Source organism: Methylocystis sp., assembly GCF_046349115.1.
Classification (GTDB): Bacteria; Pseudomonadota; Alphaproteobacteria; order Rhizobiales; family Beijerinckiaceae; genus Methylocystis.
Genome location: NZ_JAXMCX010000003.1, coordinates 387,949 through 410,881, shown reverse-complemented (window position 1 = coordinate 410,881; position 22,933 = coordinate 387,949). Strand labels below are relative to the sequence as shown.

The following is a 22,933-nucleotide window of genomic DNA, read 5'->3' as shown; positions in this document are numbered from 1 at the left end:
TACGGTCCGCCGGGAATGACAAGCCAATCAATTCCCTATCACTCCGCCGCTTGGGCGGCGACGGGCTCATAGTTCAGGATCGGCGCGAGCCAGCGTTCGGCTTCGCGGGCGTCCATGCCCTTGCGGCGGGCGTAATCCTCGATCTGATCGCGCTCGATTTTGGCGACGCCGAAATAATGCGCGCTGGGATGCGCGAGATAGAGTCCGCTGACTGAAGCCGCCGGCGTCATCGCGAAACTTTCGGTCAGCTTGACGCCGGTGCGCTTTTCGGCGTTGAGCAACTCAAAGATCGTCGCCTTTTCGGTGTGATCGGGCTGGGCCGGATAGCCGGGCGCCGGGCGAATGCCGGCATAGGGCTCGCCGGCCAATGCGTCGGGCGCGAAATTTTCCTCCTGCGCATAGCCCCAGAACTCCCTGCGCACGCGCTCATGCATACGCTCGGCGAAGGCTTCGGCGATGCGGTCGGCGAGCGCCTTGACCATGATCGACCCATAATCGTCATTGGCGCGGGCGTAGCGCGCGGCGATCTTTTCTTCCTCGGCGCCGGCGGTGACGACGAAGGCGCCGATATAGTCCGCCTTGCCGCTCTCCTGCGGCGCGATGAAATCGGCGAGCGCGAGATTGGCCTTGCCGTCGCGCTTCTGCAATTGCTGGCGCAGCGTGTGCAGCGTCGCGATTTTTTCATTGCGCGACTCGCCACTGTAGAGCGCGATGTCGTCGCCGATCGCATTCGCCGGCCAGAAGCCGATGACGGCCTTCGGCGTGAACCAGCGTTCCTCGACGATTCGCTTCAGCATGGCGCGGGCGTCGTCGTAGAGCGTCCGCGCCGCCTCGCCGCGTTCGGGATCGTCGAGCAGCGACGGATAGCGCCCCTTGAACTCCCAGGTCTGGAAGAACGGCGTCCAGTCGATATAGGGAACAAGTTCGCCGACGTCATAGCTCGCGAATGCGCGCGGCCCGGTGAAAGTCGGACGGACCGGCTCATATGCCGCCCAATCGATTTTGAAGCCGTTGGCGCGCGCCTGTGCGAGCGGCACCCGCAACTTGTCGGCCTGCGCACGCGCATGCGCCTCGGCGACGCGCTCATATTCGGCGCGCGTCTGAGCGATATAGTCGCCGCGCGATTTTTCCGAGGCGAGCGCCTGGGCGACGCCGACCGCGCGGCTCGCGTCGGTGACATAGACCGCCTGGCCGCGCTTATAGTTCGGGCTGATCTTGACCGCGGTATGCACGCGGCTCGTCGTCGCGCCGCCGATGAGGAGCGGCGTGTCGAGGCCTTCGCGCTCGAGCTCCGAAGCGACGAAGCACATTTCATCGAGCGAGGGCGTGATGAGTCCCGAAAGGCCGATGAGATCGACTTTTTCCTTTTTCGCCGTTTCGAGAATCTTCGCCGCCGGCGTCATCACGCCAAGATCGATGATTTCGAAATTATTGCAGCCGAGCACCACGCCGACGATATTCTTGCCGATGTCATGCACGTCGCCTTTGACGGTCGCGAGCAAAATCTTGCCAGCGGTCGATCGCGCGTCCTTCTCCTTCTCCATGAAGGGCATGAGATAGGCGACCGCCTGTTTCATGACGCGCGCCGACTTCACCACTTGAGGCAGGAACATTTTGCCGGAGCCGAAAAGATCGCCGACGACATTCATGCCGGCCATCAGCGGCCCTTCGATCACGTCGAGCGGACGCGTCGAAGTTTGCCGCGCCTCTTCGACATCGGTTTCGATATATTCGGTGACGCCATTGACCAGCGCATATTCGAGACGCTTGCCGACGGCGGTTTCGCGCCAGGCGGCGTCCTTCTCCTGAGTCCTGGCGCCCGCGCCCTTGAACTTCTCCGCGAGTTCGACAAGACGCTCGGTCGAATCCTTGCGGCGGTTCAGCACGACGTCTTCGCATAAGTCGCGCAGTTCGGGATCGATCTCGGCATAGACCGCGAGCTGGCCGGCATTGACGATGCCCATGTCCATCCCCGCTTGAATGGCGTGATAGAGGAACACCGAATGCATCGCCTCGCGCACCGGCTCATTGCCGCGGAACGAGAATGACAGGTTCGACACACCGCCCGACACATGCGCATGCGGCAGATCGCGCTTGATGACCCGCGTCGCCTCGATGAAATCGACGCCGTAATTTTCATGCTCTTCGATGCCGGTCGCAACCGCGAAAATATTGGGATCGAAGATGATGTCCTGAGGCGGAAAGCCGACCTCTTGCGTAAGGATTTTATAGGCGCGGGCGCAGATTTCGGTCTTGCGCGCCAGCGTATCGGCCTGGCCTTTCTCGTCGAACGCCATGACCACGACGGCGGCGCCGTAGCGGCGCACCTTGCGCGCGTCGGCGATGAATTTCTCCTCGCCCTCCTTCATCGAAATCGAATTGACGACGCCCTTGCCCTGCAGGCATTTGAGGCCGGCTTCGATCACCTCGAATTTGGAGCTGTCCACCATCACTGGCACGCGGGCGATGTCGGGTTCGGCGGCGAGCAGATTTAAAAACTCGACCATGGCGCGCTCGGAGTCGAGCAGGCCTTCGTCCATATTGACGTCGATCACCTGGGCGCCATTCGCGACCTGATCGCGCGCGACGTCAAGCGCCGCGGCGTAATCGCCATTGGTGATCAGCTTGCGGAATTTCGCCGATCCGGTGACATTGGTGCGCTCGCCGACATTGACGAAGGGAATGTCCTTCGTCAGCGTGAAGGGTTCCAGGCCGGAAAGCCGCAGCATCGGTTCGGTCGCCGGAATGTCGCGCGGCGCGACGCCTTTGACGGCATTGGCGATCGCGGCGATGTGATCCGGCGTCGTGCCGCAACAGCCGCCGACGACATTGACGAGGCCGGAGCTCGCGAATTCGCCGACGAGCTCCGCCATATATTCCGGGCTTTCGTCATAGAGGCCGAATTCATTCGGCAGGCCGGCATTGGGGAAGGCGCAGACGCGCGTGTCGGCGACGCGCCCGATGTCGGCGATGTGCTGACGCATTTCGCGCGCGCCGAGCGCGCAGTTGAAGCCGATCGAAAACGGCTTGGCGTGGGCGAGCGAATTCCAGAAGGCGATCGCCGTCTGGCCGGAGAGCGTCCGGCCCGAGAGATCGGTGATCGTGCCGGAAATCATGATCGGGAAACGCGTGCCGACGTCGTCGAAGGCGTCTTCGAGCGCATAGAGCGCCGCCTTGGCGTTCAGCGTGTCGAAGACGGTTTCGACGAGCAGAACGTCGGCGCCGCCTTCGATCAGGCCGAGCGCCGCTTCCTTATAGGCCGCGCGCAGCTCGTCGAATGTGACGGCGCGAAAGCCGGGGTTCGATACGTCGGGCGAGATCGACGCGGTGCGGTTGGTCGGCCCCATCGAGCCGGCGACGAAGCGGCGCAGGCCGGTCTTCGCCGCGACTTCGTCGGCAGCCGCCCGCGCCAGCCGCGCGCCGGCGCAATTGAGTTCGAAAGCGAGATGTTCGAGCCCGTAGTCGGCTTGCGCGATCGTCGTCGACGAAAAAGTATTGGTTTCGATGAGGTCGGCGCCGGCTTCGAGATAGGCGACGTGAATCGCCTTGATCGACTCAGGCTGGGTCAGCGTCAGCAGATCATTGTTGCCGCGCAAATCCCTGGCGTGGTCGGCAAAGCGCGCGCCGCGGAAATCCGCTTCCTTGAATTTGTGGCGCTGAATCATGGTGCCCATGGCGCCGTCGAGAATGAGAATGCGGCGCGACGCCGCCTCTTCGAGCGCTTTGAGAATATTCGGGCCGTGAGATTTATCGAAGGTCATGCAAGCGCCTTTTCACGCAAGGGGCGGACGCCGAGGAGATGGCAGATGGCGAAGACGAGGTCGGCGCGATTATTGGTGTAGAAGTGGAATTCATTGACGCCGGCGCGCGCGAGACTCATCACCTGTTCGACCGCCGTCGTCGCGGCGATCAGCGCGCGGGTTTCGGGATCGTCGTCGAGGCCGTCGAAGCGTTCGGCGAGCCAGCGCGGCACGCTCGCCCCGGCCTTCTGAGCAAAGCCCGCGACCTGTTTGAAATTGCGGATCGGCATGATGCCGGGCACGATCGGAATCGTTATGCCCCGCCCGCGCGCTTTGTCGAGAAATTTGAAGTAGACGTCATTGTCGAAGAAGAACTGGGTGATGGCGCGCGTCGCGCCGGCGTCGACCTTCGCCTGCAGCGCGTCGAGGTCCTGTTCGATCGAGGCGCTTTCCGGATGGCCTTCGGGATAGGTCGAGACCGAAATTTCGAAGTCGCCGATCCGGCGAATGCCGGCCACGAGATCGGTCGAGTTGGCGTATCCGTCGCGATGCGCCTCGAATTTCGTGCCGACGCCGGTCGGCGGATCGCCGCGCAGCGCGACGATATGGCGGACCCCGGCTTCCCAGTATTCGCGCAGAATGGCGTCGATCTCTTCGCGCGGCGAGGAGACGCAGGTCAGATGCGCGGCGGGTTTCATGTCGGTCTCGCGCACGATGCGCGCGACGATCGAATGGGTGCGCTCGCGGGTGGTGCCGCCGGCGCCATAGGTGACGGAAACGAAATGCGGCTTGAGCGCCGCCAGCCGATTGATCGTCTGCCAGAGCTGGGTCTCCATCTCCGGCGTCTTCGGTGGAAAGAACTCATAGGAGATCGCAAAATGATTTTGCGACGACATGGGATGAAGCGCGTTAAACATCAGACTGTCTCATAGGATGCGGCGGGAAGGGGATCGGCGACGACGCGCGGATCGCGCGCGAGCCACAGGGATACGGTGAGCTTGGCGCCTTCTTTCGCGTCGGGGGCGAGTTCGCGACGCTGGACCACGTCAAGGCCCGCCTGCGCCAGCAGACCGGTGATTTCGGCATCCGAAAACCCCAGGCGGCGATGCGCGTGCTTGTCGCGCAGCGTTTCCTCATCATGGGGCGCGAAGTCGATGACGAGCAGGCGACCGCCAGGCGCGAGCACTCGCGCCGCCTCGCGGAGCGCGCGGCCGGGATCGTCGAGAAAATGCAGAACCTGATGCATGACCGCGAGATCGATCGAGTTGCGTTCGATCGGCAGCGCGTAGATGTCGCCCTGGCGCAGCTGCACATTTCGAAGGCCGGTTTCCTCCAGCCGGCCGCGGGCGGCGGCGAGCATGGCCGAGGAGAGATCGACGCCCACGGCCCGTTCCGCCTGGGGCGCGAAGAGCTCCAGCATGCGGCCGGCGCCGGCGCCGAGATCGAGGAGATTGCGCACCGGCCGGTCGCCGACGATTTCGCGCATTGCCGCTTCGACGCGCTCCTCCGGAACATGCAGCGCGCGAATGCGGTCCCATTCCTCGGCGTGGGCGGCGAAATAGCGGGCGGCGTTTTCGGCGCGGGCGTGACGCACCTGTGCGAGCCGGGCCCTGTCGCCAGCAAGAAGGGCGTCGTCGGCCTCGAGCCAGCCGACAATGGCGCGCGCCAGGGCGCCCGCTGGCCCGGCCGGCGACAGGCGAAAGAACGCCCACGCCCCTTCGCGACGGCGCTCGACGAGGCCTGCTTCGACAAGCAGCTTGAGATGGCGCGAGACGCGAGGTTGAGACTGGCCGAGGATCGCCACGATTTCGCTCACCGTCAGTTCGGATTGGGCGAGCAGCGCCAGGAGCCGCAGGCGGGTTTCCTCTCCGGCGGCGTTCAGCGCCGCGAGCGTCGGTTCCAGGGATAATCTGGCTATGGCCTTCATGATCGCTCCGCGAGATATAAAGATATCTATATACGTCAAATCAAACCTGCGCAACTGCCGTCGGATTTTTTTGGCGACTGAGCGCTTGACCGAATGGGAAAGCAGGTTCATCCTTCCTGTTACGTCGCACCCGTCGATCGGACAGCATGATCGGCAGGCTCGCTCGGGCGGGACCTCGAAGCGAAAGCGATCCTGGACAGGCCTGCAATTCCCCTGTTGTCAGGCCGGACCGAGCAACATCGTTGCGAGAGGAGCATGACGCCACCGGGTCAGACCTGTTGACCGGCGTTTCGTTCCGGTCACTGGGCGGTCAGGAACAGCTGCCTGATCCGCCCAACCCCAAAAAATTCGACATTCTGTCGGGCGGCCGTAGCAAAGGCCAAGCGTCGGGCGCCCGAACCCAGACTGGACAATCCAGACCTGCTTCCGCTTGAGGAGCAAACGGCCCCGTGAGCTTTCGCGCCACGGGGCCTGATTTATTTTAAGCAGACGGAGCGGGCCGATCGGCGCCGCCGCCTGATCTTCTTCCTGCCGAACTTGCCGGTCTTCGCCTGCGCCGTCTCGCGCCGGCGACCCGACGGCCATGGGCGCTCGACCGGCTTGTGCGGCGACGCAACGCCGCCGCCGCCGCCTTTCCCTATGCTTCGCGCGGTCTGGTCGAAAGCGAAACCAATTCGACCCCGCATGTTGGAGAAGGCGAATGACCTGCGAGACGCATGAAAGTGGCGCGAGCGCCAAGACTTGGACGATTATCGTCTGGGCGTCGATGTTGCTCGGCCCCGTCGCTTTCTTCTTGTCGCTTCTATCGTTCGGCGTTTGGCTCGTCGGCATGGGCGCCGGTTGGTGGGGCGCCTCGGAGAACCCGCCGTCCGATTCCGCGATCTTCGGTCCGATCATCGCGGTTATTCTCGCCGAAGCGATCGGCGCCATCGTCGCCTATGTGAGGCGTGGCGAACTCGCCGGCTCGCCCTTCGCATCGCACGCAAACTCGGCAATCCAGACATTCTGGATCATGTTCGCGGGCTTCGCGGTCTCGATTTGCCTGGCGTTCTCGCTGATGTTCGTTCCGAATATCGAAGCGGCAGGATTTGGCGTCGGGGCGCTGCTTATCGTGCTCTTCACCCTGCCGCTGCTGTTTATCTGGAAGACTTTCCGCGTCGCGAAAGGATTGCGCCGCGCCATGAAAGGCGAACCGATCGCCGACGATCCGAACCGCTGGTCTTAAGCTTGCGCGGCGAGCCGGCGCGAACGCCGGCTCATCATTACCGCTTCCGAGCGCCGATCTTAAGCCGGCGTTTTTTCTTCTTCCTTGCTGACGACTTCGAGGAAGGTTTCCGCCGCCTCGCGCCGCTCGAAGACATGCGGCTGCAAACCGCGCTTGGAGAGCGCTTCCTTCATCTTTAAGCGCGCGAAGGCGCTCGTCGCATAGCGGGTCGTCGTCAGATAATATTGCTGGCTCATCACGTCGATCATTTCGGCGTAATCGTCGTAAAGCGCCTCATTGATCTTCCAGCCGTCGTGATTGACGACCGAATTGACCCGCTTGCCAACCTTCTCTGACGCCTCGATCAGCGTCTTGCGTAGTTCATCGATGTCTTTCTTGGTGCGGGCGTGCCAGCCTTCGAGATTGACGAACAGGATGTTGCGGTCGGCGTCGTAAGTGACGCGATCCGACATGTTGAGATTGATGAGGTCAGCGAGCAGCCCCATCGGCTCGTCGATGAAGATGCGCTTATCCATCAATTCGGGATGTTCGACGATCGGCTTGAAGTCCATATGCGCCAGAATATCCTTGTCGATATCGATCCCCGGCGCGACCTCGATCAGTTCGAGACCCTTGTCGACCAGTTTGAACACGCAGCGTTCGGTGACGTAATAGACCGGCTGCTTGCGCTTTTGCGCGAATTTGCCGGAGAAGGTGATCTGCTCGACGGCGTTGAGGAACTTCTTGTTCCTGCCCTCCTGCAGAATATTCACCTTGCCGTCGGCGATTTCGACGCGCAGGCCGCCATTGGTGAAGGTGCCGGCGTAAACCACGAGCCTTGCATTCTGGCTGATATTGATGAAGCCGCCGCAGCCGTTGAGGCGCCCGCCGAATTTCGAGGTGTTGACATTGCCCTGCAGATCGCATTCGGCCATGCCGAGACAGGTCATGTCGAGACCGCCGCCGTCATAGAAGTCGAACTGCTGGTTCTGCTGAATGATCGCGTCGGCGTTGGTCGCCGCGCCAAAGCTCGACCCGGCGGCGAGCACGCCGCCGATCGCGCCGGCCTCGGTGGTCAGCGTGATATAGGGCGTCATCTTTTCTTCATTGGCGACGGCGGCGATGCCTTCCGGCGCGCCGACGCCGAGATTGACGACGCCGTTCGGCGGCAGTTCGAAACTGGCGCGCCGGGCGATGACTTTGCGCTCGTCGAGCGGCATTTTGGCGAATTTCTCGACCGGCACGCGGATTTCGCCGGCAAGCGCCGGATTGTGGATCACGCCGTAATTCATCCGGTGCATTTCCGGCGGATCGGCGATGACCACGGCCGAAACCAGAATGCCCGGCACATGCACGTCTTTCGGCTTGATCGACCCCTGTTCGACGATGCGCTCGACCTGGGCGATCACCAGTCCGCCATTGTTATGGGCGGCCATCGCCTGGGCGAGATTGTCGAGCACCAGCGCCTCGCGCTCCATCGAAATATTGCCGGAAGGATCGGCCGAGGTGCCGCGAATGAAGGCGACGTCGATTTTGGTGGCGATGTAGAACAGCCACTCCTCGCCCATGATGTTATGGTATTTGACCATGTCCTCCTTGGTGCGCTCATTCACCTTGCCGCCGCCGAAACGCGGATCGACATAAGTGTAGAGCCCGACCTTGGAGAAGAGTCCCGGCTGTCCGGCGGCGCAGGCGCGGTAAAGCTGCGAGATGACGCCCTGCGGGAGATTATAGCCGCAGATTTTATTGTCCTGCGCGGCCTGGGCGACTTTCGGCATGCGGCCGAAATTGGCGGCGATGACCCGGCGCAGCAGACCTTCGTGATGGAAGCGGCCGGTGCCGAGACCCTTGGAGTCGCCGGCGCCGGCGGTCATGATCAGCGTGAGGTCGCGCGGATGCTGGGTCTCGACGTAGCGCTTTTCCAAAGCGGCGTGCAAGGCTTCGGGGATGCAGCTCTGGACGAAGCCGGTAGTGGTTACGACGTCATTGTCGCGAATGAGCGCGATCGCCTCGTCGGCGCTAATGACTTTGTTGTCTGCCATTTCCTCAGGGTTCCCTCGCTCCCCACTCTTTTGGTGCGGAATGTTGTCTTAGCCGCCTCTGCGGGCGTCTTGCACAAAATGAGCGATCAATCGTAGAGACCGCGTCGCCCCAGCGCAATAGCGGCGATGCGCCGCAGCGCGGCGCAATCCCGCTGCAGCGCGGGAAATTCACCGTTAGTCTCTTCGGTAGACGCAGCCCTCGAAACAGCTGTCGCGAAAGATGCCGACCTCGGCGAGGCTCGGCAGTTCGGGCGCGAGGTCGCGCCAGATATAGGCGCAAAGATTTTCGAGCGTCGGCTTTCCCAAGCCCTCGAGGTCGTTGAGAAAGGAATGGTCGAGACATTCGCGCAGCTCATTGAGCCTGCGGCCAAGCTTGCCGAGATCCATCACCCATTCCTCCTCGAAGGTGCGTTCGCCGCGCAAGGTGACGCGCACGCGGAAGGAGTGGCCGTGGAGATTGCGGTATTTGCCGCCCTCCGGCGCCTCGGGGTCGTAAAGGGCGTGCGCCGCCTCGAAATAGAATTCGCGAAAGACCTCGAACGTCGACACGTCTCACTTCACCCCGATCGCCTTGTGGGTTTGCAGGGACAGACGCCAGCGCGGATGCGCCAGGCAGTAGCTGACCGCCGCCTCCGTATTGCGCGAAACATCCGGCCCGTCCATGGGCTGAAGCAGAAAATGCTCGAAGTCGAGGCGCTCATATTCGCCGGGCTCGACCCCCGGCTGAGGGAAGACGAGCTTCAGCTCCGCGCCCCTCGTCTGCGCCAGCGGGGCGCCGGCCTTTGGCGACACGCAAATCCAGTCGACGCCCGAAATGACGGGCAGCGTGCCGTTGGTCTCGATGGCGATTTCGAACCCTTGCTGGCGCAGCGCCGCGAGCAGGGCCGGGTCGATCTGCAGCATCGGCTCGCCGCCGGTCAGCACCGTAAAGCGCCGCTCGCGGTCCTCGCCCCAAAGATGCGCCAGATGGCTGGCAAGCGTCGCGGCGTCGGCGAATTTGCCGCCGCCATCGCCTTCGAAGCCGACGAAGTCAGTGTCGCAAAATTGGCATTGCGCGGCGGCGCGATCCTCCTCGCGCCCGCTCCACAGATTGCAGCCGGCAAAGCGGCAGAAGACCGCAGCGCGGCCGGCGTTGACGCCCTCGCCCTGCAGCGTTTTGAAGGCTTCCTTGACGACATAGGCCATTGCCCGCTCTAACTCGGACGCCCAGCGGCGTAAAGCGAGACCGGTCCTATCCGTTCTTGGGCAGCTCCTTGTCCTTGCCGTCGGGCTCGGCCGGCGGCTGCGGTCGCGGATCGAGACTGCGAATATAAGTGACGATGTCGTCGATCTCCTTGCGCGACAGATGCATGTCGGGCATCGGCGGATGCGGGTCCATCAGGAAGCCGCCAAGCTTCTTTTTGTCCGTCCGGCGTTTGGCGATGTCGAAGAAGGACGGGGCGTCGGCCGAGGCGCTGGTCTGATCCGACGCCACGACATGGCATGCGGCGCACCAGCGCTTGGCGATGGTCGCGCCGCGCTGGGCCTCGCCCGCCGCAAGGGCGAAGGTTGCGAAGAATGCGGCGCCGCCGGCGAGAGCCGTTGCGAGCGTCAGGCGTCGAAGCTGCATGGGATTTCCTTATGCCGTTTCCATGGAAGCGCGAGCAGTCGATTCGACTCGCATCAAAGCACAGGCGCGGTCCCGGAACATCACCGCGTCCGGGGCTCGCCTTGCGTCAGGACGACGCGGGCCGCTCAGATCGGGCGCGGCATTTCTGCAACAGCGGTGTGATCCGATTGCAACAGTTTAATAGATTAGCGGGTCGCGCGGCACAGACGCGCCGCCAGCCCCTTTTCAGACACAAAGGCTGAGCTAAAGTGCTCATGTCACAAGCTCATTCGAGATGCGGAGACAGGCGCCGAAGGCTTTCGCTTTCGGCGACGGGTTCCTTCTTTCCCTCTCGCTGATCGGCGGTGGCGGCTGGCGTACGGCCTTGCGACGTCGGGCGTCTTATTGGTTGAGGAAAGTCGGAACATTATGGTCGCTGACATTCATAAGGGGCTGATCTCGACCTCTCGGCTCAGCGCGCGCGGAGCGTTGCCGACCTGCCTGTTGGCGGCAAGCCTCGGCGTGCTCCTGACCGCCTTCGTCGCGCCAGCCCCCGCCCTCGATTCGACGCACGCGACCGCCAAAGCCCAATCGCAGCCGCTGACGATGTTCAAGGATCCGCGCGCCGCGTTGCGGGCGGGGCTGGAAAGCTATCATGCGGGCGATTCGGCGACCTCTGTCGCCGCGCTGCGTTATGCCGCCGAGGGCGGCGAGCCGCTGGCGCAATGGAAACTTGGCCGGATGTACGCGGAAGGCGACGGAGTCGTTCGCGACGACGCCAAGGCCTATGACTATTTCTCGCAGATCGTCGATCATTACGCCGACGACGAACCCGATCCGCGCGAACGATCGATGGCGGCGAGCGCCTTTGTCGCCGTGGGCGTCTATCTGCGCGACGGGGTTCCCGGCGCCAAGATCAAACCCGATCTCGATCGCGCCTTCGATCTCTTCCGCTATGCGGCGACCTATTTCGGCGCCGCCGACGCCCAGTACAATCTGGCCCGCATGTATCTCGAAGGCGCCGGCGTGAAGAAGAACCTCCGTCAGGGCGTGAACTGGCTGGAGCTCGCGGCGCGCAAGGGACATCCGCAGGCGCAGGCGATGCTCGGCCGAATGATGTTCACCGGCGAGGCGAGCGGCGAGCCTGACCGCGCGCGCGGGTTGATGTATCTTACCCTGGCGCGCGACGCGGCGAGCGGCGCATCGCGCGATCAATGGATCGTCGAGTCGCACGCCGAAGCGCTGAACGCCGCGAGCGAAGCCGACCGCAGAACTGCCGGCGCGATGCTTGAGGGCTATCTGCGCGAACGCAACTGACCTGATTCAGCCGGCGCGCGCCGCGGCCCCTTTGAGCTTCACCGGAATGGTCAGGAAGCGACCGCCGTCGGCGTGCGGCGGCGGAAACTTGCCGGCCCGAATATTCACCTGAATTGAAGGCAGGAGCAGCCGGGGCGCGGCAAGTTCCTTGTCGCGCTTCTGTCGGTCGGCCACGAATGCCTCTTCGCTGACCCCGTCCTTGATCTGCACATTCTTGGCGCGTTCTTCGCCGACCGTCGTCTCCCAGGCGTAAACATCCCGTCCAGGGGCTTTGTAGTCGTGGCACATGAAGAGCCGCGTCTGCGGCGGCAGCTCCAGAATGCGGCGGATCGACCGATATAGCGCCTGGGCGTCGCCGCCAGGGAAATCCGCCCGCGCCGTCCCATAGTCGGGCATGAACAGCGTATCGCCGACAAACACCGCGTCGCCGATCTTGTAAGAGATGTCGGCCGGGGTGTGGCCCGGCGTGTAAATCACTTCACAGTCGATCTCGCCAATTTTGAATCGCTCGCCGTCCTTGAAGCGGCGGTCGAAGCAGCCGCCGTCGGCCTTTATGTCCTGCGCGTCGAAAACCGGTTTGAAGAGCTTCTGGACCTTGTCGATATGTTCGCCGATGCCGATCTTAGCGCCTGTCGCCGCCTTGACGATCTGCGCGGCGGAAAGATGGTCGGCATGCGCATGAGTTTCGAGCGCCCAATCGATCGTCAAGCCGTCGCGCGCCGCCTCGGCGAGAATTGCGTCGATCGAATGCGAATCGGCGACGCCGCTCGCCGGGTCATAGTCGAGCACGGGGTCGACGATCGCCGCGCGCTTCGTCGCGGGGTCGCTGACGATATAAGTGATCGTGCTGGTTGCCTCGTCGAAGAAGCCCTTCACTGACGGCGCCTGCGGCATCGCTTTCTCCTTCATTGCAGCGCTCCTGCGCGTCCCGTTCTTTCGGGCTTGCGCCTGGCCACATATATGCGATATATCTAAATAAGCAAGTTCTAATGTTATCCAAGCGTAGGAGCGCCCGCTGTTCGATCTTCCTCTCGATGTCGTGCTCGGTCTGATCTCCGGCGCATTCGTCGGTTTTACGCTCGGCCTGGTCGGCGGCGGCGGCTCCGTGCTGGCGGTGCCGCTGCTTGTCTACTTCGTCGGCGTTCCCAGTCCGCATGTCGCGATCGGCTCGAGCGCGGCGGCGGTCGCGATCAACGCGGTGATGAGCCTTGCCAACCATGCGCGCGCGGGAACGATCAAATGGCGCTGCGCGTCGGTCTTCGCGCTTTTCGGAATAGCCGGCGCATTCGGCGGATCGAGTCTCGGCAAATTCATCAATGGCGAGAGGCTGCTCGCGCTTTTCGCACTGTTGATGATCGTCGTGTCCTATCTGATGCTTCGCCGTCGAGGATCGCCGGGATTTCCGGCAGTCAGGCTCAATCGCGAAAATTTTCCCCGCCTTGTCGGCGCGGGACTGACGGCCGGCGCGCTCTCCGGCTTCTTCGGCATCGGCGGCGGCTTCCTGATCGTGCCGGGACTGATGTTCGCTTCCGACATGCCGATTCTCAACGCCATCGGTTCGTCGCTCGTCGCGGTCGCCGCCTTCGCCGTGACGACCGCGGCGAATTATGCCTTTTCGGATCTCGTCGAATGGGAGCTTGCCGGAACGCTGGTGGTCGGCGGCGCGGTCGGCGGATTGATCGGCGCCGTGGTGGCGCGACGCCTGTCAAAAATGCGCGGCGCGCTGAACGCCGTCTTCGCGACGGTCATTCTGGCGGTGGCGTTCTATGTGCTCTGGCGTAGCGGCGCCGCCCTTGGCATATCCGATTATGCGGCGAATTCGGCGTAGATCGCGACGTGATCGGAGGGCTTCTCGCCGGCGCGCATCGATTTGACGATCTCTACCCCAGAGAGCCGATCCGCGGCGCGCGGCGAAAGCAGCAGGTGATCGATGCGCAGCCCCTTGTTCTTCTGCCAGGCGCCGGCCTGATAGTCCCAAAATGTATACAAACCGCCTTCATCCGAAGTGGCGCGAAGCGCGTCGGCATAGCCGAGATTGAGCAGGCGCTGATAGGCGGCGCGGGTCTGCGGCAGAAACAGCGCGTCGCCAAGCCACGCTGAGGCCTCATAGACGTCGCGGGCTTGCGGAATGACATTGTAGTCGCCGGCGAGAACCGTCGGCTCCTCAAGCCGCAGCAGCGCCTCGGCGTGGCGCGCCAGCGACTCCATGAAGGCGAGCTTGTACGTATATTTTTGCGTGTCCGGCGGATTGCCGTTCGGCGCATAGATCGAGGCGATGCGCATCACGCCGCCGGCGCCGTCTTCGACGACCGCTTCGATGTAGCGCGACTGGGCTTCGCCGTCGAAACCGGGCAGACCGAGAATCACGTCCTGAAGCGGCGATTTCGACAGCAGCGCGACGCCGTTGAATCCCTTCTGTCCGTGGATGGCGACATTATAGCCGGCGTCCTCGATTTCGAGCCGGGGAAAGGCGTGATCCTCGCATTTCGTTTCCTGCAGGCAGAGAACGTCAGGCGCCGTATCGCGCAAAAAGGCGAGAAGCGGCGTCAGACGCTGCCTGACCGAATTGACGTTCCACGTCGCGACGCGCACAGTCGACTCCTAGCGCTGCACGCGCGCTAGTCGAGGCGATAGGCGGCGTGGCAGGCGTTGCAGGCTTGCACGACTTGCGACAATTCGGCAAGCGCTGGACGCATGTCGCCGCCGGGGCCGATCTTGGCCGCCTCCTGCGCGAATTTGCTCGCCTGCTCATGCATCGTCAGACCGAGCGCGCGCATGTCGTCTGGCATGTGCGACGCCATCATCGCCGGCATTTCGCCGAGTTCGCCGCTCTTGGCGTTCGGCTTGCACGCGGCGGCGCCAGGGGACGCCATGCTGAGCCGCGCGTCGGCGATCTTCGCCGCCGCCGCGCCGTCGCCCTTGGCGAGCGCCGCGAGAATTTCGGCGATGGCTTCCGCGTGTCCGCGCATATGGGAAAGCATATGCGCCCGCATCGGCGACGGAAAATCGACCTCCTGGCGCGCATCGTTCATCTTCGGCGACATTTTCATATGGTCCATGTCCATATGTTTCATGTCCATGTGCTTCATATGCTCGCTATGCTCGTCGTCGCCGGCGATCGCGGCGACGGCGAAGAGCGAAACTCCGCAGGCCGCGGCAAAGAGAACTTTCCTGATCATGGCCTCCCCCTTCATAGGATGTTAGAGAGCGTATCGCGCCGGGCGCCGTGACGCACGAGACGAATCGTCACGGCGGCGCGCAGCCGGGAAGATTGATGCTTCGTCCGATGCGCAGCTTCCTGGGATCAAGCGAAGGATTGACGGCGGCGATGTCGCGCCAGCGGCTTTCATCGCCGTAGAGCCGCTTTGCGACGGAGCGCAGCGTGTCGCCGCGGCGCACGGCATAGGTCTGCGGCGCAGCGGCCGCCTCTGGCGGGTTTTGCGCCGAGGCGGGCGTGATCGCAGCCTCCGAGGCGACCGGTTCATGTTCCTGAGACGCCATCGGCGACGGCGCGTCGATCACGACGAACTCGCCATGCAACATGCCCATCCAACAGCTCCAGGGAATGACGCCGGTCTTCTCGGGCGTGAATTCGATCGTCTGGCGCCCCGGCATAAGTTTGATTTCGAGTTTGAGGGAGGGAACCAGGATGTGACTGTTGCAGCTCGTCACTTCCGTCGCAGTGATCGCCCATTTGACCGGGACGCCGCGCAGCAGCGTAAAGCGATTGGGCTTATAGCCAAGTCCGTTGGCCTCCATTTCGATCATCTGCGTCTTCGGCGCGTCGGGCGCCTCCTGCAAGGGAGGGGCAGATTCGGCAGGCGCGGGCCGCCGCCAATTCGCGATCATCGAAGCGAGATCGGCGCCGGAGCCGGTGAGGATCAATCCGCGGTTGATCATCACCGCGCCGAGCGCGACGACGATTACGCCGGAAGCCGTCAGCAGACGATGGGTCACGGCGCCTGACAGCACCGTGGTCAGCGCGCCGAAGGCGAGCATCACCGGCAAGGTCCCAAGGCCGAAGACGAACAGCGTTTTCGCGCCTTCGACCGGGCTGCCGGTTCCCGCCGCCATCACATACATCGCCTGCAACGGCCCGCAGGCGATCATCAGCCCGTTGAGAAGGCCGATGACGAAGGGCCGATGACGTCCATCCGCTTCGCGGTTCACCCAATCCTGGAGCGGCCTTGGCAGGCCGAGCCGAAAGCGGCGCAGCGGCGCGAACAGGCCCAGCATATTGAGCCCGAAGATGATCAGAAACGCGCCGGCGGCGACGCCCGCAATGCCGCGCAGCGTCGGCGTGAACGCGACGAAGGCGCCGAGCCAGCCGAAGGCGGCGCCAATCGTCGTGTAGGACAATGTCTTTCCCGCGCCGTAAGCGAGATGCGAGAGGAAAGACGCGCGCGCAGCGCGCGCGTCGGACGTCGCGTAACTCACGACGAAGCCGCCACACATGCCGATGCAGTGAAACCCGGTCAGCAGCCCTAAGAGAAACAGCAGGCCGAGACTCATATGCTGGGCGATGTCGGGTTCGCCCTCGGCGCTGATCCAATGCGTGTCGAAGAGAATAAGCGCGGCGAGCGCGGCAAGCGCCGCGACGACAATCGACAGTCTTGCGAGCGGCGATCGCCGGCGCCGCGCCTCCTCGGTCAGAACGACGCGATAGCCATTCCTTTCTACCCGGTCGCGGATCGCGGCGAAATCCGTGGCGTCGGCGTCGTAGTCGACGACCACGGTCTCGGTCGGATAGCTGGCCGTGACGCTGCGCACGCCCGCGAGTTTTCTGAGCGCGGCTTCGATGACATGCTCGCAGCCATGGCAATGCATGCCGCGGGCGTGAAAGGTGATCGACGTCTCGTTCATGTATCGCTTCGCCGCGCAGCGCTGAATTGCGGTCGACGCGCTTGGGCGTCGGCCCGATAATTTCGTTGGCGCGCGCCGTGGCCTAGGCGCGAGCGAACGATTTGCGGAGTTATTTGCCGAGCGTGTCCACGCCGATGAGCTTATAGGCGGGGCAGAAATTGATGAAGGCGGTCGCGAGCGGGATGAGCCCGACGAGCCCCCACAGCGTTTGCGGACCAATAAAGACGAGGCTGAGCAACAAGAGGCCGGCGACGATGCGGATGATCCGATCGGCCTTTCCGATATTGGCTTGCATGACTGTCTCCCTGATTGAGGCGGCCGTGCAAGCCTATCGCTTGGCGTGGACTCTCTCAGCGACTAAGTCGCTTAGCGCGCGGCCGTCTATTTCTTTTGCCTGTCGTCGTCGTCGAGCTCGAGCCACATGGCGTTGAGAATCGCGAAGGCGCAGGCGAGCCCCAGTCCCAATATCCAGGAAAAATACCACATGCTTCGCCGCCTCCCGCTCAATAATAGTAATCGTCGCCGCGACGGATCGCCGCTTCGCTGACGGCGCCGCGCAGCACGTAATAGACCCAGCTCGTATAGGCGAGAACGATCGGCAGAAAGACGATCACCGCCAGGAGCATGAGAGAGAGCGTCGCTTTGCTGGAGGAAGCGTCCCATACGGTGAGGCTCTGGCTCGGATGAGACGACGACGGCAACAGGAAGGGAAACATGCTGAAGCCCGCCATCGTCGCGACGCCCGCGACCGAAAGACTGCTGAAGAGAAGCGCGATCCTTTTCGCCGCGAAGGCGAGGGCCAGCGCCGCGATCAACGCGCCGGCATAAGCGGCGACAGGCGCGGCGATCATCCAGGGAAAAGCGCGATAATTGTCGAACCAGGCGCCGGCCTCGCGTGTCACCGTTTTCGCCAGCGGATTGGAGGGCCCCGCGTGGTCGATCGCACCGGCGATGCGATAGCCTTCGACGCCGAGCAGGGTCCATAGTCCCGCGACGGAAATCAGCAGCACAAGCAGGATCGCCGCGAGCGCGCCAAATCGGCGGGCGCGGGCGGCGACCTCGCCATCGCTCTCGCTCTTCACGCTGAGCCAGGCCGCGCCCTGCATCGTCAGCATCGCCACGCTGACGAGGCCGCAGAGCAAAGCGAACGGATTGAGCAGGCCGAGGAGGCCGCCTTCATAAGTTGCGCGAAGCGCCTGATCGAAATGAAAGGGGACGCCCTCGAGAAGATTGCCGAAGGCGACGCCGAAGATCAGCGCGGGCACGAGGCCGGAAACGAAGAACAGCCAGTCCCAGGTCTCGCGCCATCCGCTGCTCGGTCTTTTGTCGCGAAAGGTGATCGCCACCGGCCGCAGAATGAGGCCGATCAGCACCAACAGCATCGCAAGATAGAAGCCGGAGAAGGACACCGCATAGAGCGGCGGCCAGGCGGCGAAAACCGCGCCACCGCCGAGGATGAACCAAACCTGATTGCCTTCCCAGACCGGTCCGATCGTATTCAGCGTCACCCGCCGCTGCGTGTCGTTGCGGGCGACGAAAGGATGCAGCATGGCGACCCCGATATCGAAGCCGTCGAGGATGGCGAAGCCCACGAGCAACACGCCGAGCAGCGCCCACCAGATGAGGCGGAGCGTCATATAGTCGAACATCGCTTTCGCCTTTCTATCGGGTTTGCGCCGGCGCCGGCGCGGGAAGCACGGGCGCGCCGGAGGTTAGAGGTTCTGGCTCCGAATGCGGGCCGATGCGGACATATTTGACGATGAGCGCGACATCGACGATGGCGAGTGCGCTGTAAAAGAGCACGAAGGCCGCGAGGCTCGCCGCGACATTCGACGCCGGGACATTGGAGACGCCGAGAAACGTCGGCATCGTGCCGTCGATGATCCATGGCTGCCGGCCGTATTCGGAGACGATCCAGCCGAGTTCCGCGGCGATCCAGGGCAGCGGCAGGCTATACATCGTCAGACGCAGGAACCAGGGCTTTCCGCAGCGTCGCCGGCTCGACAGATAGAAGGCGACGGCAAATAGCGCGATGAAATAGAAGCCCAGCGCCACCATGATGCGGAACGACCAGAACAGCGCCGGCACGTTGGGAATCGTCGACAGCGCCGCTTCGTGAATCTGCGCGTCGGTCGCATTCTCGATATCGGGACGAAAGCGCTTGAGGAGCAGCGAATGGCCGACGTCGCGCATCGAGGCTTCGAGTTCCGGCGGAACGGCGGCGTTGGGACGGCCGCCCTCTTTAGCGAGCCATTGATAGGCGGCCATGCCGTTCTCGATGCGCGTCTGCGCGCGCTCGACGAGCGCCTTGACGCCTTCAACGGGCGTGTCGAGCGAACGCGTTGCAATCAGTCCCAACACATAGGGAATTTTGATTTCATAATTCGTCGTCTCATCCTTGAGATCGGGAACGCCGAAGAGGGTGAAAGACGCCGGCGGCGGCTCGGTCTCCCACATCGCCTCGATCGCGGCGATTTTCATTTTCTGGTTTTCGCCCGCCGTATAGCCGCTCTCATCGCCGAGCACGACGACCGAAAGCGCCGAAGCGAGGCCGAAGCTCGCGGCGACAGTGAGCGAGCGGCGGGCGATGTCGACATGGCGACGATTCAGCATGTAATAGGCGCCGATCGACATGACGAACATCGCGCCGGTGACATAGCCGGCGCTGACCGTATGCACGAATTTCGACTGCGCGACGGGATTGAACAACACCTCCGTGAAGGATGTCAGCTCCATGCGCATCGTCTGCGGATTGAAGGCGGCGCCGACCGGGTTCTCCATCCAGGCGTTGGCGACGAGAATCCACAGCGCCGAGAAATTGGCGCCAAGCGCCACGAGCCAGGTGACGATGAGATGCTGCACCTTGCTCAAGCGATTCCAGCCAAAGAAGAACAGGCCGACGAAGGTCGCTTCGAGGAAGAAGGCCATCAACCCTTCGATGGCGAGCGGCGCGCCGAAAATATCGCCGACATAATGGGAGTAATAGGCCCAATTGGTGCCGAACTGGAATTCCATGGTGACGCCGGTGGCGACGCCCATCGCGAAGTTGATTCCGAACAGCGTGCCCCAGAATTGCGTCGCGTCGCGCCAGACTTTTCGCCCGGTCATCACATAGACGCTCTCCATGATGGCGAGCAGCAGGGCGAGGCCGAGCGTCAGCGGCACGAACAGGAAGTGATACATCGCCGTCAGCGCGAATTGCAGGCGCGAGAGGGTGACGACGTCGAGTTCGAACATGTTGAGCTCCAGATGTCAGCGCGGCGTAGCGGCCGAGAGCGTTTCCGCCATCTGAGCCGGCGTCACTTTAATGCGATGTGCGGGACCGAAAAATGCGACATAGAGCGCAATAAGCGCCATCAATTTGAAAGCGAGCGCGATCGCGATGTCGCGCGCGAGCGGCCGTGTCCGCATTGCGTCATCCCAGTGTTGCCTCGCCGCTGGCGCCCTCACGAAAGGGCGCGACGCAGGCGTTCGATACCGAGCAGCTTCATGATGTAACGCTCGTATACAGGTTCGCTCTGTCCCTTGCGGACCTTGCGAAGGAAATATTTTTCATAGGCGACCTTGGCGAGATGCACCCATCGCCCCTCGCTCGACCAATTGACGTTACGCGGCGGAATTTGCGGCTTTGCGACAAAGGCGACGCCCTTGTCGCCAAAATCCGCCAGGCAAACCGCATTCCAGGTGCCTTCTTCCCTCGCTTCGCGTCCTGCGATCAGCGCCACGATATTATGCGCCGTCGCCGTCACCATCGATTCGATCATATAGCCGGTTTTCGGCGTGCCGGTCGGCACCGGGGTCGCCTCGACGGGCGGGATCGCGACGCAGACGCCTACGCCGAAAACATTCGGATACTTCGGATTGCGCTGGTTCTTGTCGATGATGACGAAACCGCGCGGATTGACCAGTCCCTCGATTCCCATCAGCGCGTCGACGCCTTTGAACGCCGGCATCACCATGGCGAATTTGAACGGCACGTCATGTTCTTTCTTGACCTGTCCGTTCTCATCAAGTTCGGCGCATTTGAGAAGGCCGGGTTCGATCGCCGTCGTCTTGGCGTTGACGATCCATTTGATGTCGCGATCGCGGAACGCCGATTCGAGCATCCCCTTGGTGTCGCCGACGCCGCCGAGCCCGAGATGACCGATATAGGGCTCGGACGTGACATAAGTCATCGGCACCTTGTGCCTGATGCCGCGTCGACGCAGGTCGGTCGAGAGGATCATGGCGAATTCATACGCCGGGCCGAAGCAGGAGACGCCGGGCGCCGCGCCGATGATGATCGGCCCCGGATCCTTACAGAATTCCTCATAGGCTTTCGATGCGAGCTCGGCGTGCTGCAAGGTGCAGATCGAATGCGTGTGTCCGCCGTGCGGTCCAAGCCCGGGCAATTCTTCGAAGGCGAGCTTCGGTCCCGTTGCGATCACGAGATAGTCGTAGGAGACGCTCTCGCCATTCTCCAGTTCGAGACGATTTTCGTCGGGCAGAACGCGCTTGGCGCCGACAGGAATGAAGCCAATTTTCTTGCGCTTGAACACTGGCGCGAGCGGCACCTTGATCTCGTCTGGCTTGCGCCATTGCACGGCCAGCCAGGGATTGGACGGCGTGAACTGGAAATTCTCGAGGTTCGAGACGACCGTGACCTGATGCTGCTTGCCAAGCCCCTCGCGAACTTCGATGGCGGCGGCGACGCCGCCGATCCCTGCGCCCATGATCACGATATGCGCCATTCAATCCTCCCCCGCGCTTTGCGCGCCTGATTTATCGTGCTGACGGCAAACGCCGAGCCTGAGAGAGGACATGCGCGATCAAGAAGCGCGTGTCCGCGACTTAGTCACGCTGCGCATCGCAGAGCGAACGCAATGCGGCGAGATTGACGATTTCGGCGCCGCCGCGCGACAATTTTACCCAGCCTGAACGTTCGAAGGCTTTTAGCGTGCGGCCGACGACTTCGCGCGCCGTGCCGAGATCCGCGGCGAGCGACTGCTGCGTGGCGACGATCTTGTCGCCGGCGTCGCGAAGGGCGAGCAGGCGTTCCGCCAGCCGCACGTTGATCCGCGTGCAGACGATCTCCTCGATGCGCGACATCAGTGTCGCGAGCCGCTTGCTGTAGCCGTCGAACACCAGCGCGCGAAAGCCTTGCGATGCGTTCATCAGCGCCGCGAACCGATCGGCGGGCACGACATAGGCGGTCACGTCGGATTCGGCGACGCCTTCGGCGGCGTAGGCGTCGTCCGAAAGCAGCGAGGCTGTGGTCAGAACGCAGGTTTCATTGGGGCCGACTCGGTAGAGCACGATCTCGCGGCCCGATTCGGTCACCCGCTGCACCCGTACCGAACCCGAGACGATTAGCGGAAAATGCGCGCAGTGATCGCCGGGGCGAAACAGCACGGCGCCGCGCGGGATGTGCTTGCGGACGGCGCCCTCGCGCAGCAGTGTCTTCGTCGCGGCGTCGAGGCTGCGCAGGGAAGGCGTTTCTTCGACCCAATCGGACGGCATCGTCTGCTCTTCGGTTGGCGGGCGATCCAAGGTCCCCATTGCGAATGCGCGGCTTCCGTTACGCGCCGTTGAATTTTCGAAAAAATCTAAAAGGCGGCGCCGGATTTGGCGCCGAGCCGTTTCAGCGCCAGCGCCAAGGGGCAAAAGCCGGTAAAGGCCGCCTGAACCAGATTGGCGCCAACAAATGCCGCGAGCAAGAGCCACCAGGGGCTCGCGAGTTGCGACAACAGCAGACTCAATAAGACCATGGCGCCGGCGAAGGCCATGACGAGTCGGTCGATGCTCATGGCGAATGCTCCTGACGAAGGGCGCCCCGTTTGACCCGCTTGCGCGGTTTTGCCGTCTTGGCGCATTGGTCCGCGCAAAACATTTCATAGAGCAGGCCGATGATTCGCGAGACGTTGTCATTGGCCAGGGAATAATAGATCGTCTGCGACTCGCGGCGGGTTTTGACGAGCTTGTCTTCGCGCAGCCTCGCGAGATGCTGGGAGAGCGACGACTGGCTGAGGCCGATCGCCTCCTGAAGCTTGGTCACCGACAGTTCGCCGCCGTGCAGCTGGCACAGCACCATCAACCGATGGCGGTTGGCGAGCGCCTTGAGAAAGCTTTCGGCCTCCGCCGCCTTCGGCGCGAGCTGAAGCAGATTTACATTCATGATCACTAAATTATGAAAAGCGAATATATTTGTCAAGTTCGCCTTGCGACATTAAATGCGCTATTGCTAAATTACCTTTTGTGCATATAACTGGCCGT

General features: G+C 62.9%; 23 protein-coding genes. 3 read left to right on the top strand and 20 right to left on the bottom strand.

Features of this window, described 5'->3' with window-relative positions; genetic code table 11:
* Positions 1-38 precede the first annotated feature (38 nt).
* Genes metH through U1E20_RS11375 form a run of 3 tightly spaced genes read right to left on the bottom strand, consistent with a single transcriptional unit; the run spans position 39 to position 5,667 of the window.
* Positions 39-3,761 carry a methionine synthase gene (metH, locus tag U1E20_RS11385; RefSeq protein WP_409980715.1) on the bottom strand — a complete coding sequence of 1,241 codons (3,723 nt, stop codon included), beginning with the start codon at positions 3,759-3,761 and terminating at the stop codon, positions 39-41.
* Entirely contained in the window at positions 3,758-4,657 is a 900-nt protein-coding gene (gene metF / locus U1E20_RS11380) for a methylenetetrahydrofolate reductase [NAD(P)H] (protein ID WP_409980714.1), read from the bottom strand. Before metF ends, metH begins: the two co-directional genes overlap by 4 nt.
* Positions 4,657-5,667, bottom strand: coding sequence for an ArsR/SmtB family transcription factor (locus U1E20_RS11375; RefSeq protein WP_409980713.1), 1,011 nt, complete (start codon positions 5,665-5,667; stop codon positions 4,657-4,659). Before U1E20_RS11375 ends, metF begins: the two co-directional genes overlap by 1 nt.
* Positions 5,668-6,367: 700 nt before the next feature.
* On the opposite strand from U1E20_RS11375, the gene U1E20_RS11370 reads away from it, so the two are divergent.
* Entirely contained in the window at positions 6,368-6,892 is a 525-nt protein-coding gene (locus U1E20_RS11370) for a hypothetical protein (protein WP_409980712.1), read from the top strand.
* A 59-nt stretch (positions 6,893-6,951) separates the two neighbouring features.
* On the opposite strand, the gene U1E20_RS11365 is transcribed toward U1E20_RS11370, so the two are convergent.
* The 4 genes from U1E20_RS11365 to U1E20_RS11350 all read right to left on the bottom strand — a co-directional run bounded on the left by U1E20_RS11365 (position 6,952) and on the right by U1E20_RS11350 (position 10,522).
* Positions 6,952-8,913, bottom strand: a complete 1,962-nt coding sequence (locus tag U1E20_RS11365; protein WP_409980711.1) for an acyl CoA:acetate/3-ketoacid CoA transferase — start codon at positions 8,911-8,913, stop codon at positions 6,952-6,954.
* 174 nt (positions 8,914-9,087) lie between these two features.
* Complete coding sequence (locus U1E20_RS11360; RefSeq protein WP_409980710.1) at positions 9,088-9,462, bottom strand: 6-pyruvoyl trahydropterin synthase family protein; 375 nt, start codon at positions 9,460-9,462, stop codon at positions 9,088-9,090.
* 3 nt (positions 9,463-9,465) lie between these two features.
* Entirely contained in the window at positions 9,466-10,098 is a 633-nt protein-coding gene (gene queE, locus U1E20_RS11355; RefSeq protein ID WP_409980709.1) for a 7-carboxy-7-deazaguanine synthase, read from the bottom strand.
* Positions 10,099-10,144: 46 nt separating this feature from the next.
* Complete coding sequence (locus U1E20_RS11350) at positions 10,145-10,522, bottom strand: c-type cytochrome (RefSeq protein ID WP_409980708.1); 378 nt, start codon at positions 10,520-10,522, stop codon at positions 10,145-10,147.
* A gap of 408 nt (positions 10,523-10,930) precedes the next feature.
* Between U1E20_RS11350 and U1E20_RS11345 the strand changes: the two genes are divergently transcribed.
* Positions 10,931-11,818 (top strand): tetratricopeptide repeat protein, encoded by an 888-nt coding sequence (locus tag U1E20_RS11345; protein WP_409980707.1) that lies wholly within the window; start codon positions 10,931-10,933, stop codon positions 11,816-11,818.
* A 6-nt stretch (positions 11,819-11,824) separates the two neighbouring features.
* On the opposite strand, the gene U1E20_RS11340 is transcribed toward U1E20_RS11345, so the two are convergent.
* Positions 11,825-12,712 (bottom strand): MBL fold metallo-hydrolase, encoded by an 888-nt coding sequence (locus tag U1E20_RS11340; RefSeq protein WP_409980820.1) that lies wholly within the window; start codon positions 12,710-12,712, stop codon positions 11,825-11,827.
* Between the two features lie 145 nt (positions 12,713-12,857).
* Here U1E20_RS11340 and U1E20_RS11335 point away from each other — a divergent pair, with 145 nt between their 5' ends.
* Positions 12,858-13,646, top strand: a complete 789-nt coding sequence (locus U1E20_RS11335) for a sulfite exporter TauE/SafE family protein (RefSeq protein WP_409980706.1) — start codon at positions 12,858-12,860, stop codon at positions 13,644-13,646.
* Here the strand turns inward: U1E20_RS11335 and xth are convergent.
* The 12 genes from xth to U1E20_RS11275 form a co-directional block, all read right to left on the bottom strand.
* Positions 13,625-14,410, bottom strand: a complete 786-nt coding sequence (gene xth, locus U1E20_RS11330) for an exodeoxyribonuclease III (protein WP_409980705.1) — start codon at positions 14,408-14,410, stop codon at positions 13,625-13,627. The genes U1E20_RS11335 and xth overlap by 22 nt on opposite strands.
* Before the next feature lie 26 nt (positions 14,411-14,436).
* The gene (locus U1E20_RS11325) at positions 14,437-14,997 is read right to left on the bottom strand and encodes a cytochrome c (RefSeq protein WP_409980704.1); all 561 of its coding nucleotides are present in this window, start codon (positions 14,995-14,997) and stop codon (positions 14,437-14,439) included.
* Positions 14,998-15,064: 67 nt separating this feature from the next.
* Positions 15,065-16,681, bottom strand: a complete 1,617-nt coding sequence (locus tag U1E20_RS11320) for a sulfite exporter TauE/SafE family protein (protein ID WP_409980703.1) — start codon at positions 16,679-16,681, stop codon at positions 15,065-15,067.
* Positions 16,682-16,790: 109 nt separating this feature from the next.
* Positions 16,791-16,976 (bottom strand): DUF2892 domain-containing protein, encoded by a 186-nt coding sequence (locus tag U1E20_RS11315; protein WP_409980702.1) that lies wholly within the window; start codon positions 16,974-16,976, stop codon positions 16,791-16,793.
* 86 nt (positions 16,977-17,062) lie between these two features.
* A complete protein-coding gene (gene cydX, locus U1E20_RS11310; protein WP_409980701.1) occupies positions 17,063-17,167 on the bottom strand; it encodes a cytochrome bd-I oxidase subunit CydX in 105 nt (34 codons plus the stop codon).
* A 17-nt stretch (positions 17,168-17,184) separates the two neighbouring features.
* Positions 17,185-18,330 carry a cytochrome d ubiquinol oxidase subunit II gene (cydB, locus tag U1E20_RS11305; RefSeq protein ID WP_409980700.1) on the bottom strand — a complete coding sequence of 382 codons (1,146 nt, stop codon included), beginning with the start codon at positions 18,328-18,330 and terminating at the stop codon, positions 17,185-17,187.
* Between the two features lie 13 nt (positions 18,331-18,343).
* Positions 18,344-19,918: a cytochrome ubiquinol oxidase subunit I gene (locus U1E20_RS11300; RefSeq protein WP_409980699.1), complete on the bottom strand. Its 1,575-nt coding sequence runs from the start codon at positions 19,916-19,918 to the stop codon at positions 18,344-18,346.
* A gap of 15 nt (positions 19,919-19,933) precedes the next feature.
* Positions 19,934-20,092, bottom strand: a complete 159-nt coding sequence (gene cydP / locus U1E20_RS11295; protein ID WP_409980698.1) for a cytochrome oxidase putative small subunit CydP — start codon at positions 20,090-20,092, stop codon at positions 19,934-19,936.
* Between the two features lie 35 nt (positions 20,093-20,127).
* Entirely contained in the window at positions 20,128-21,411 is a 1,284-nt protein-coding gene (locus U1E20_RS11290) for an NAD(P)/FAD-dependent oxidoreductase (protein WP_409980697.1), read from the bottom strand.
* A gap of 100 nt (positions 21,412-21,511) precedes the next feature.
* Positions 21,512-22,180, bottom strand: coding sequence for a Crp/Fnr family transcriptional regulator (locus tag U1E20_RS11285; RefSeq protein ID WP_409980696.1), 669 nt, complete (start codon positions 22,178-22,180; stop codon positions 21,512-21,514).
* Positions 22,181-22,266: 86 nt separating this feature from the next.
* Entirely contained in the window at positions 22,267-22,467 is a 201-nt protein-coding gene (locus U1E20_RS11280; RefSeq protein WP_409980695.1) for a DUF2892 domain-containing protein, read from the bottom strand.
* Positions 22,464-22,871 carry an ArsR/SmtB family transcription factor gene (locus U1E20_RS11275; protein ID WP_409980694.1) on the bottom strand — a complete coding sequence of 136 codons (408 nt, stop codon included), beginning with the start codon at positions 22,869-22,871 and terminating at the stop codon, positions 22,464-22,466. The genes U1E20_RS11280 and U1E20_RS11275 overlap by 4 nt, the downstream gene beginning before the upstream one ends.
* Between the last annotated feature and the right edge of the window lie 62 nt (positions 22,872-22,933).

Excerpts from the sequence above, each read along its gene's own strand:
- metH (WP_409980715.1), bottom strand. The coding sequence starts at position 3,761 with ATGACCTTCGATAAATCTCACGGCCCGAATATTCTCAAAGCGCTCGAA.
- metF (WP_409980714.1), bottom strand. The coding sequence starts at position 4,657 with ATGTTTAACGCGCTTCATCCCATGTCGTCGCAAAATCATTTTGCGATC.
- U1E20_RS11375 (WP_409980713.1), bottom strand. The coding sequence starts at position 5,667 with ATGAAGGCCATAGCCAGATTATCCCTGGAACCGACGCTCGCGGCGCTG.
- U1E20_RS11370 (WP_409980712.1), top strand. The coding sequence starts at position 6,368 with ATGACCTGCGAGACGCATGAAAGTGGCGCGAGCGCCAAGACTTGGACG.
- U1E20_RS11365 (WP_409980711.1), bottom strand. The coding sequence starts at position 8,913 with ATGGCAGACAACAAAGTCATTAGCGCCGACGAGGCGATCGCGCTCATT.
- queE (WP_409980709.1), bottom strand. The coding sequence starts at position 10,098 with ATGGCCTATGTCGTCAAGGAAGCCTTCAAAACGCTGCAGGGCGAGGGC.
- U1E20_RS11350 (WP_409980708.1), bottom strand. The coding sequence starts at position 10,522 with ATGCAGCTTCGACGCCTGACGCTCGCAACGGCTCTCGCCGGCGGCGCC.
- U1E20_RS11345 (WP_409980707.1), top strand. The coding sequence starts at position 10,931 with ATGGTCGCTGACATTCATAAGGGGCTGATCTCGACCTCTCGGCTCAGC.
- U1E20_RS11340 (WP_409980820.1), bottom strand. The coding sequence starts at position 12,712 with ATGCCGCAGGCGCCGTCAGTGAAGGGCTTCTTCGACGAGGCAACCAGC.
- U1E20_RS11325 (WP_409980704.1), bottom strand. The coding sequence starts at position 14,997 with ATGATCAGGAAAGTTCTCTTTGCCGCGGCCTGCGGAGTTTCGCTCTTC.
- U1E20_RS11320 (WP_409980703.1), bottom strand. The coding sequence starts at position 16,681 with ATGAACGAGACGTCGATCACCTTTCACGCCCGCGGCATGCATTGCCAT.
- U1E20_RS11315 (WP_409980702.1), bottom strand. The coding sequence starts at position 16,976 with ATGCAAGCCAATATCGGAAAGGCCGATCGGATCATCCGCATCGTCGCC.
- cydX (WP_409980701.1), bottom strand. The coding sequence starts at position 17,167 with ATGTGGTATTTTTCCTGGATATTGGGACTGGGGCTCGCCTGCGCCTTC.
- cydB (WP_409980700.1), bottom strand. The coding sequence starts at position 18,330 with ATGTTCGACTATATGACGCTCCGCCTCATCTGGTGGGCGCTGCTCGGC.
- U1E20_RS11300 (WP_409980699.1), bottom strand. The coding sequence starts at position 19,918 with ATGTTCGAACTCGACGTCGTCACCCTCTCGCGCCTGCAATTCGCGCTG.
- cydP (WP_409980698.1), bottom strand. The coding sequence starts at position 20,092 with ATGCGGACACGGCCGCTCGCGCGCGACATCGCGATCGCGCTCGCTTTC.
- U1E20_RS11290 (WP_409980697.1), bottom strand. The coding sequence starts at position 21,411 with ATGGCGCATATCGTGATCATGGGCGCAGGGATCGGCGGCGTCGCCGCC.
- U1E20_RS11285 (WP_409980696.1), bottom strand. The coding sequence starts at position 22,180 with ATGCCGTCCGATTGGGTCGAAGAAACGCCTTCCCTGCGCAGCCTCGAC.
- U1E20_RS11280 (WP_409980695.1), bottom strand. The coding sequence starts at position 22,467 with ATGAGCATCGACCGACTCGTCATGGCCTTCGCCGGCGCCATGGTCTTA.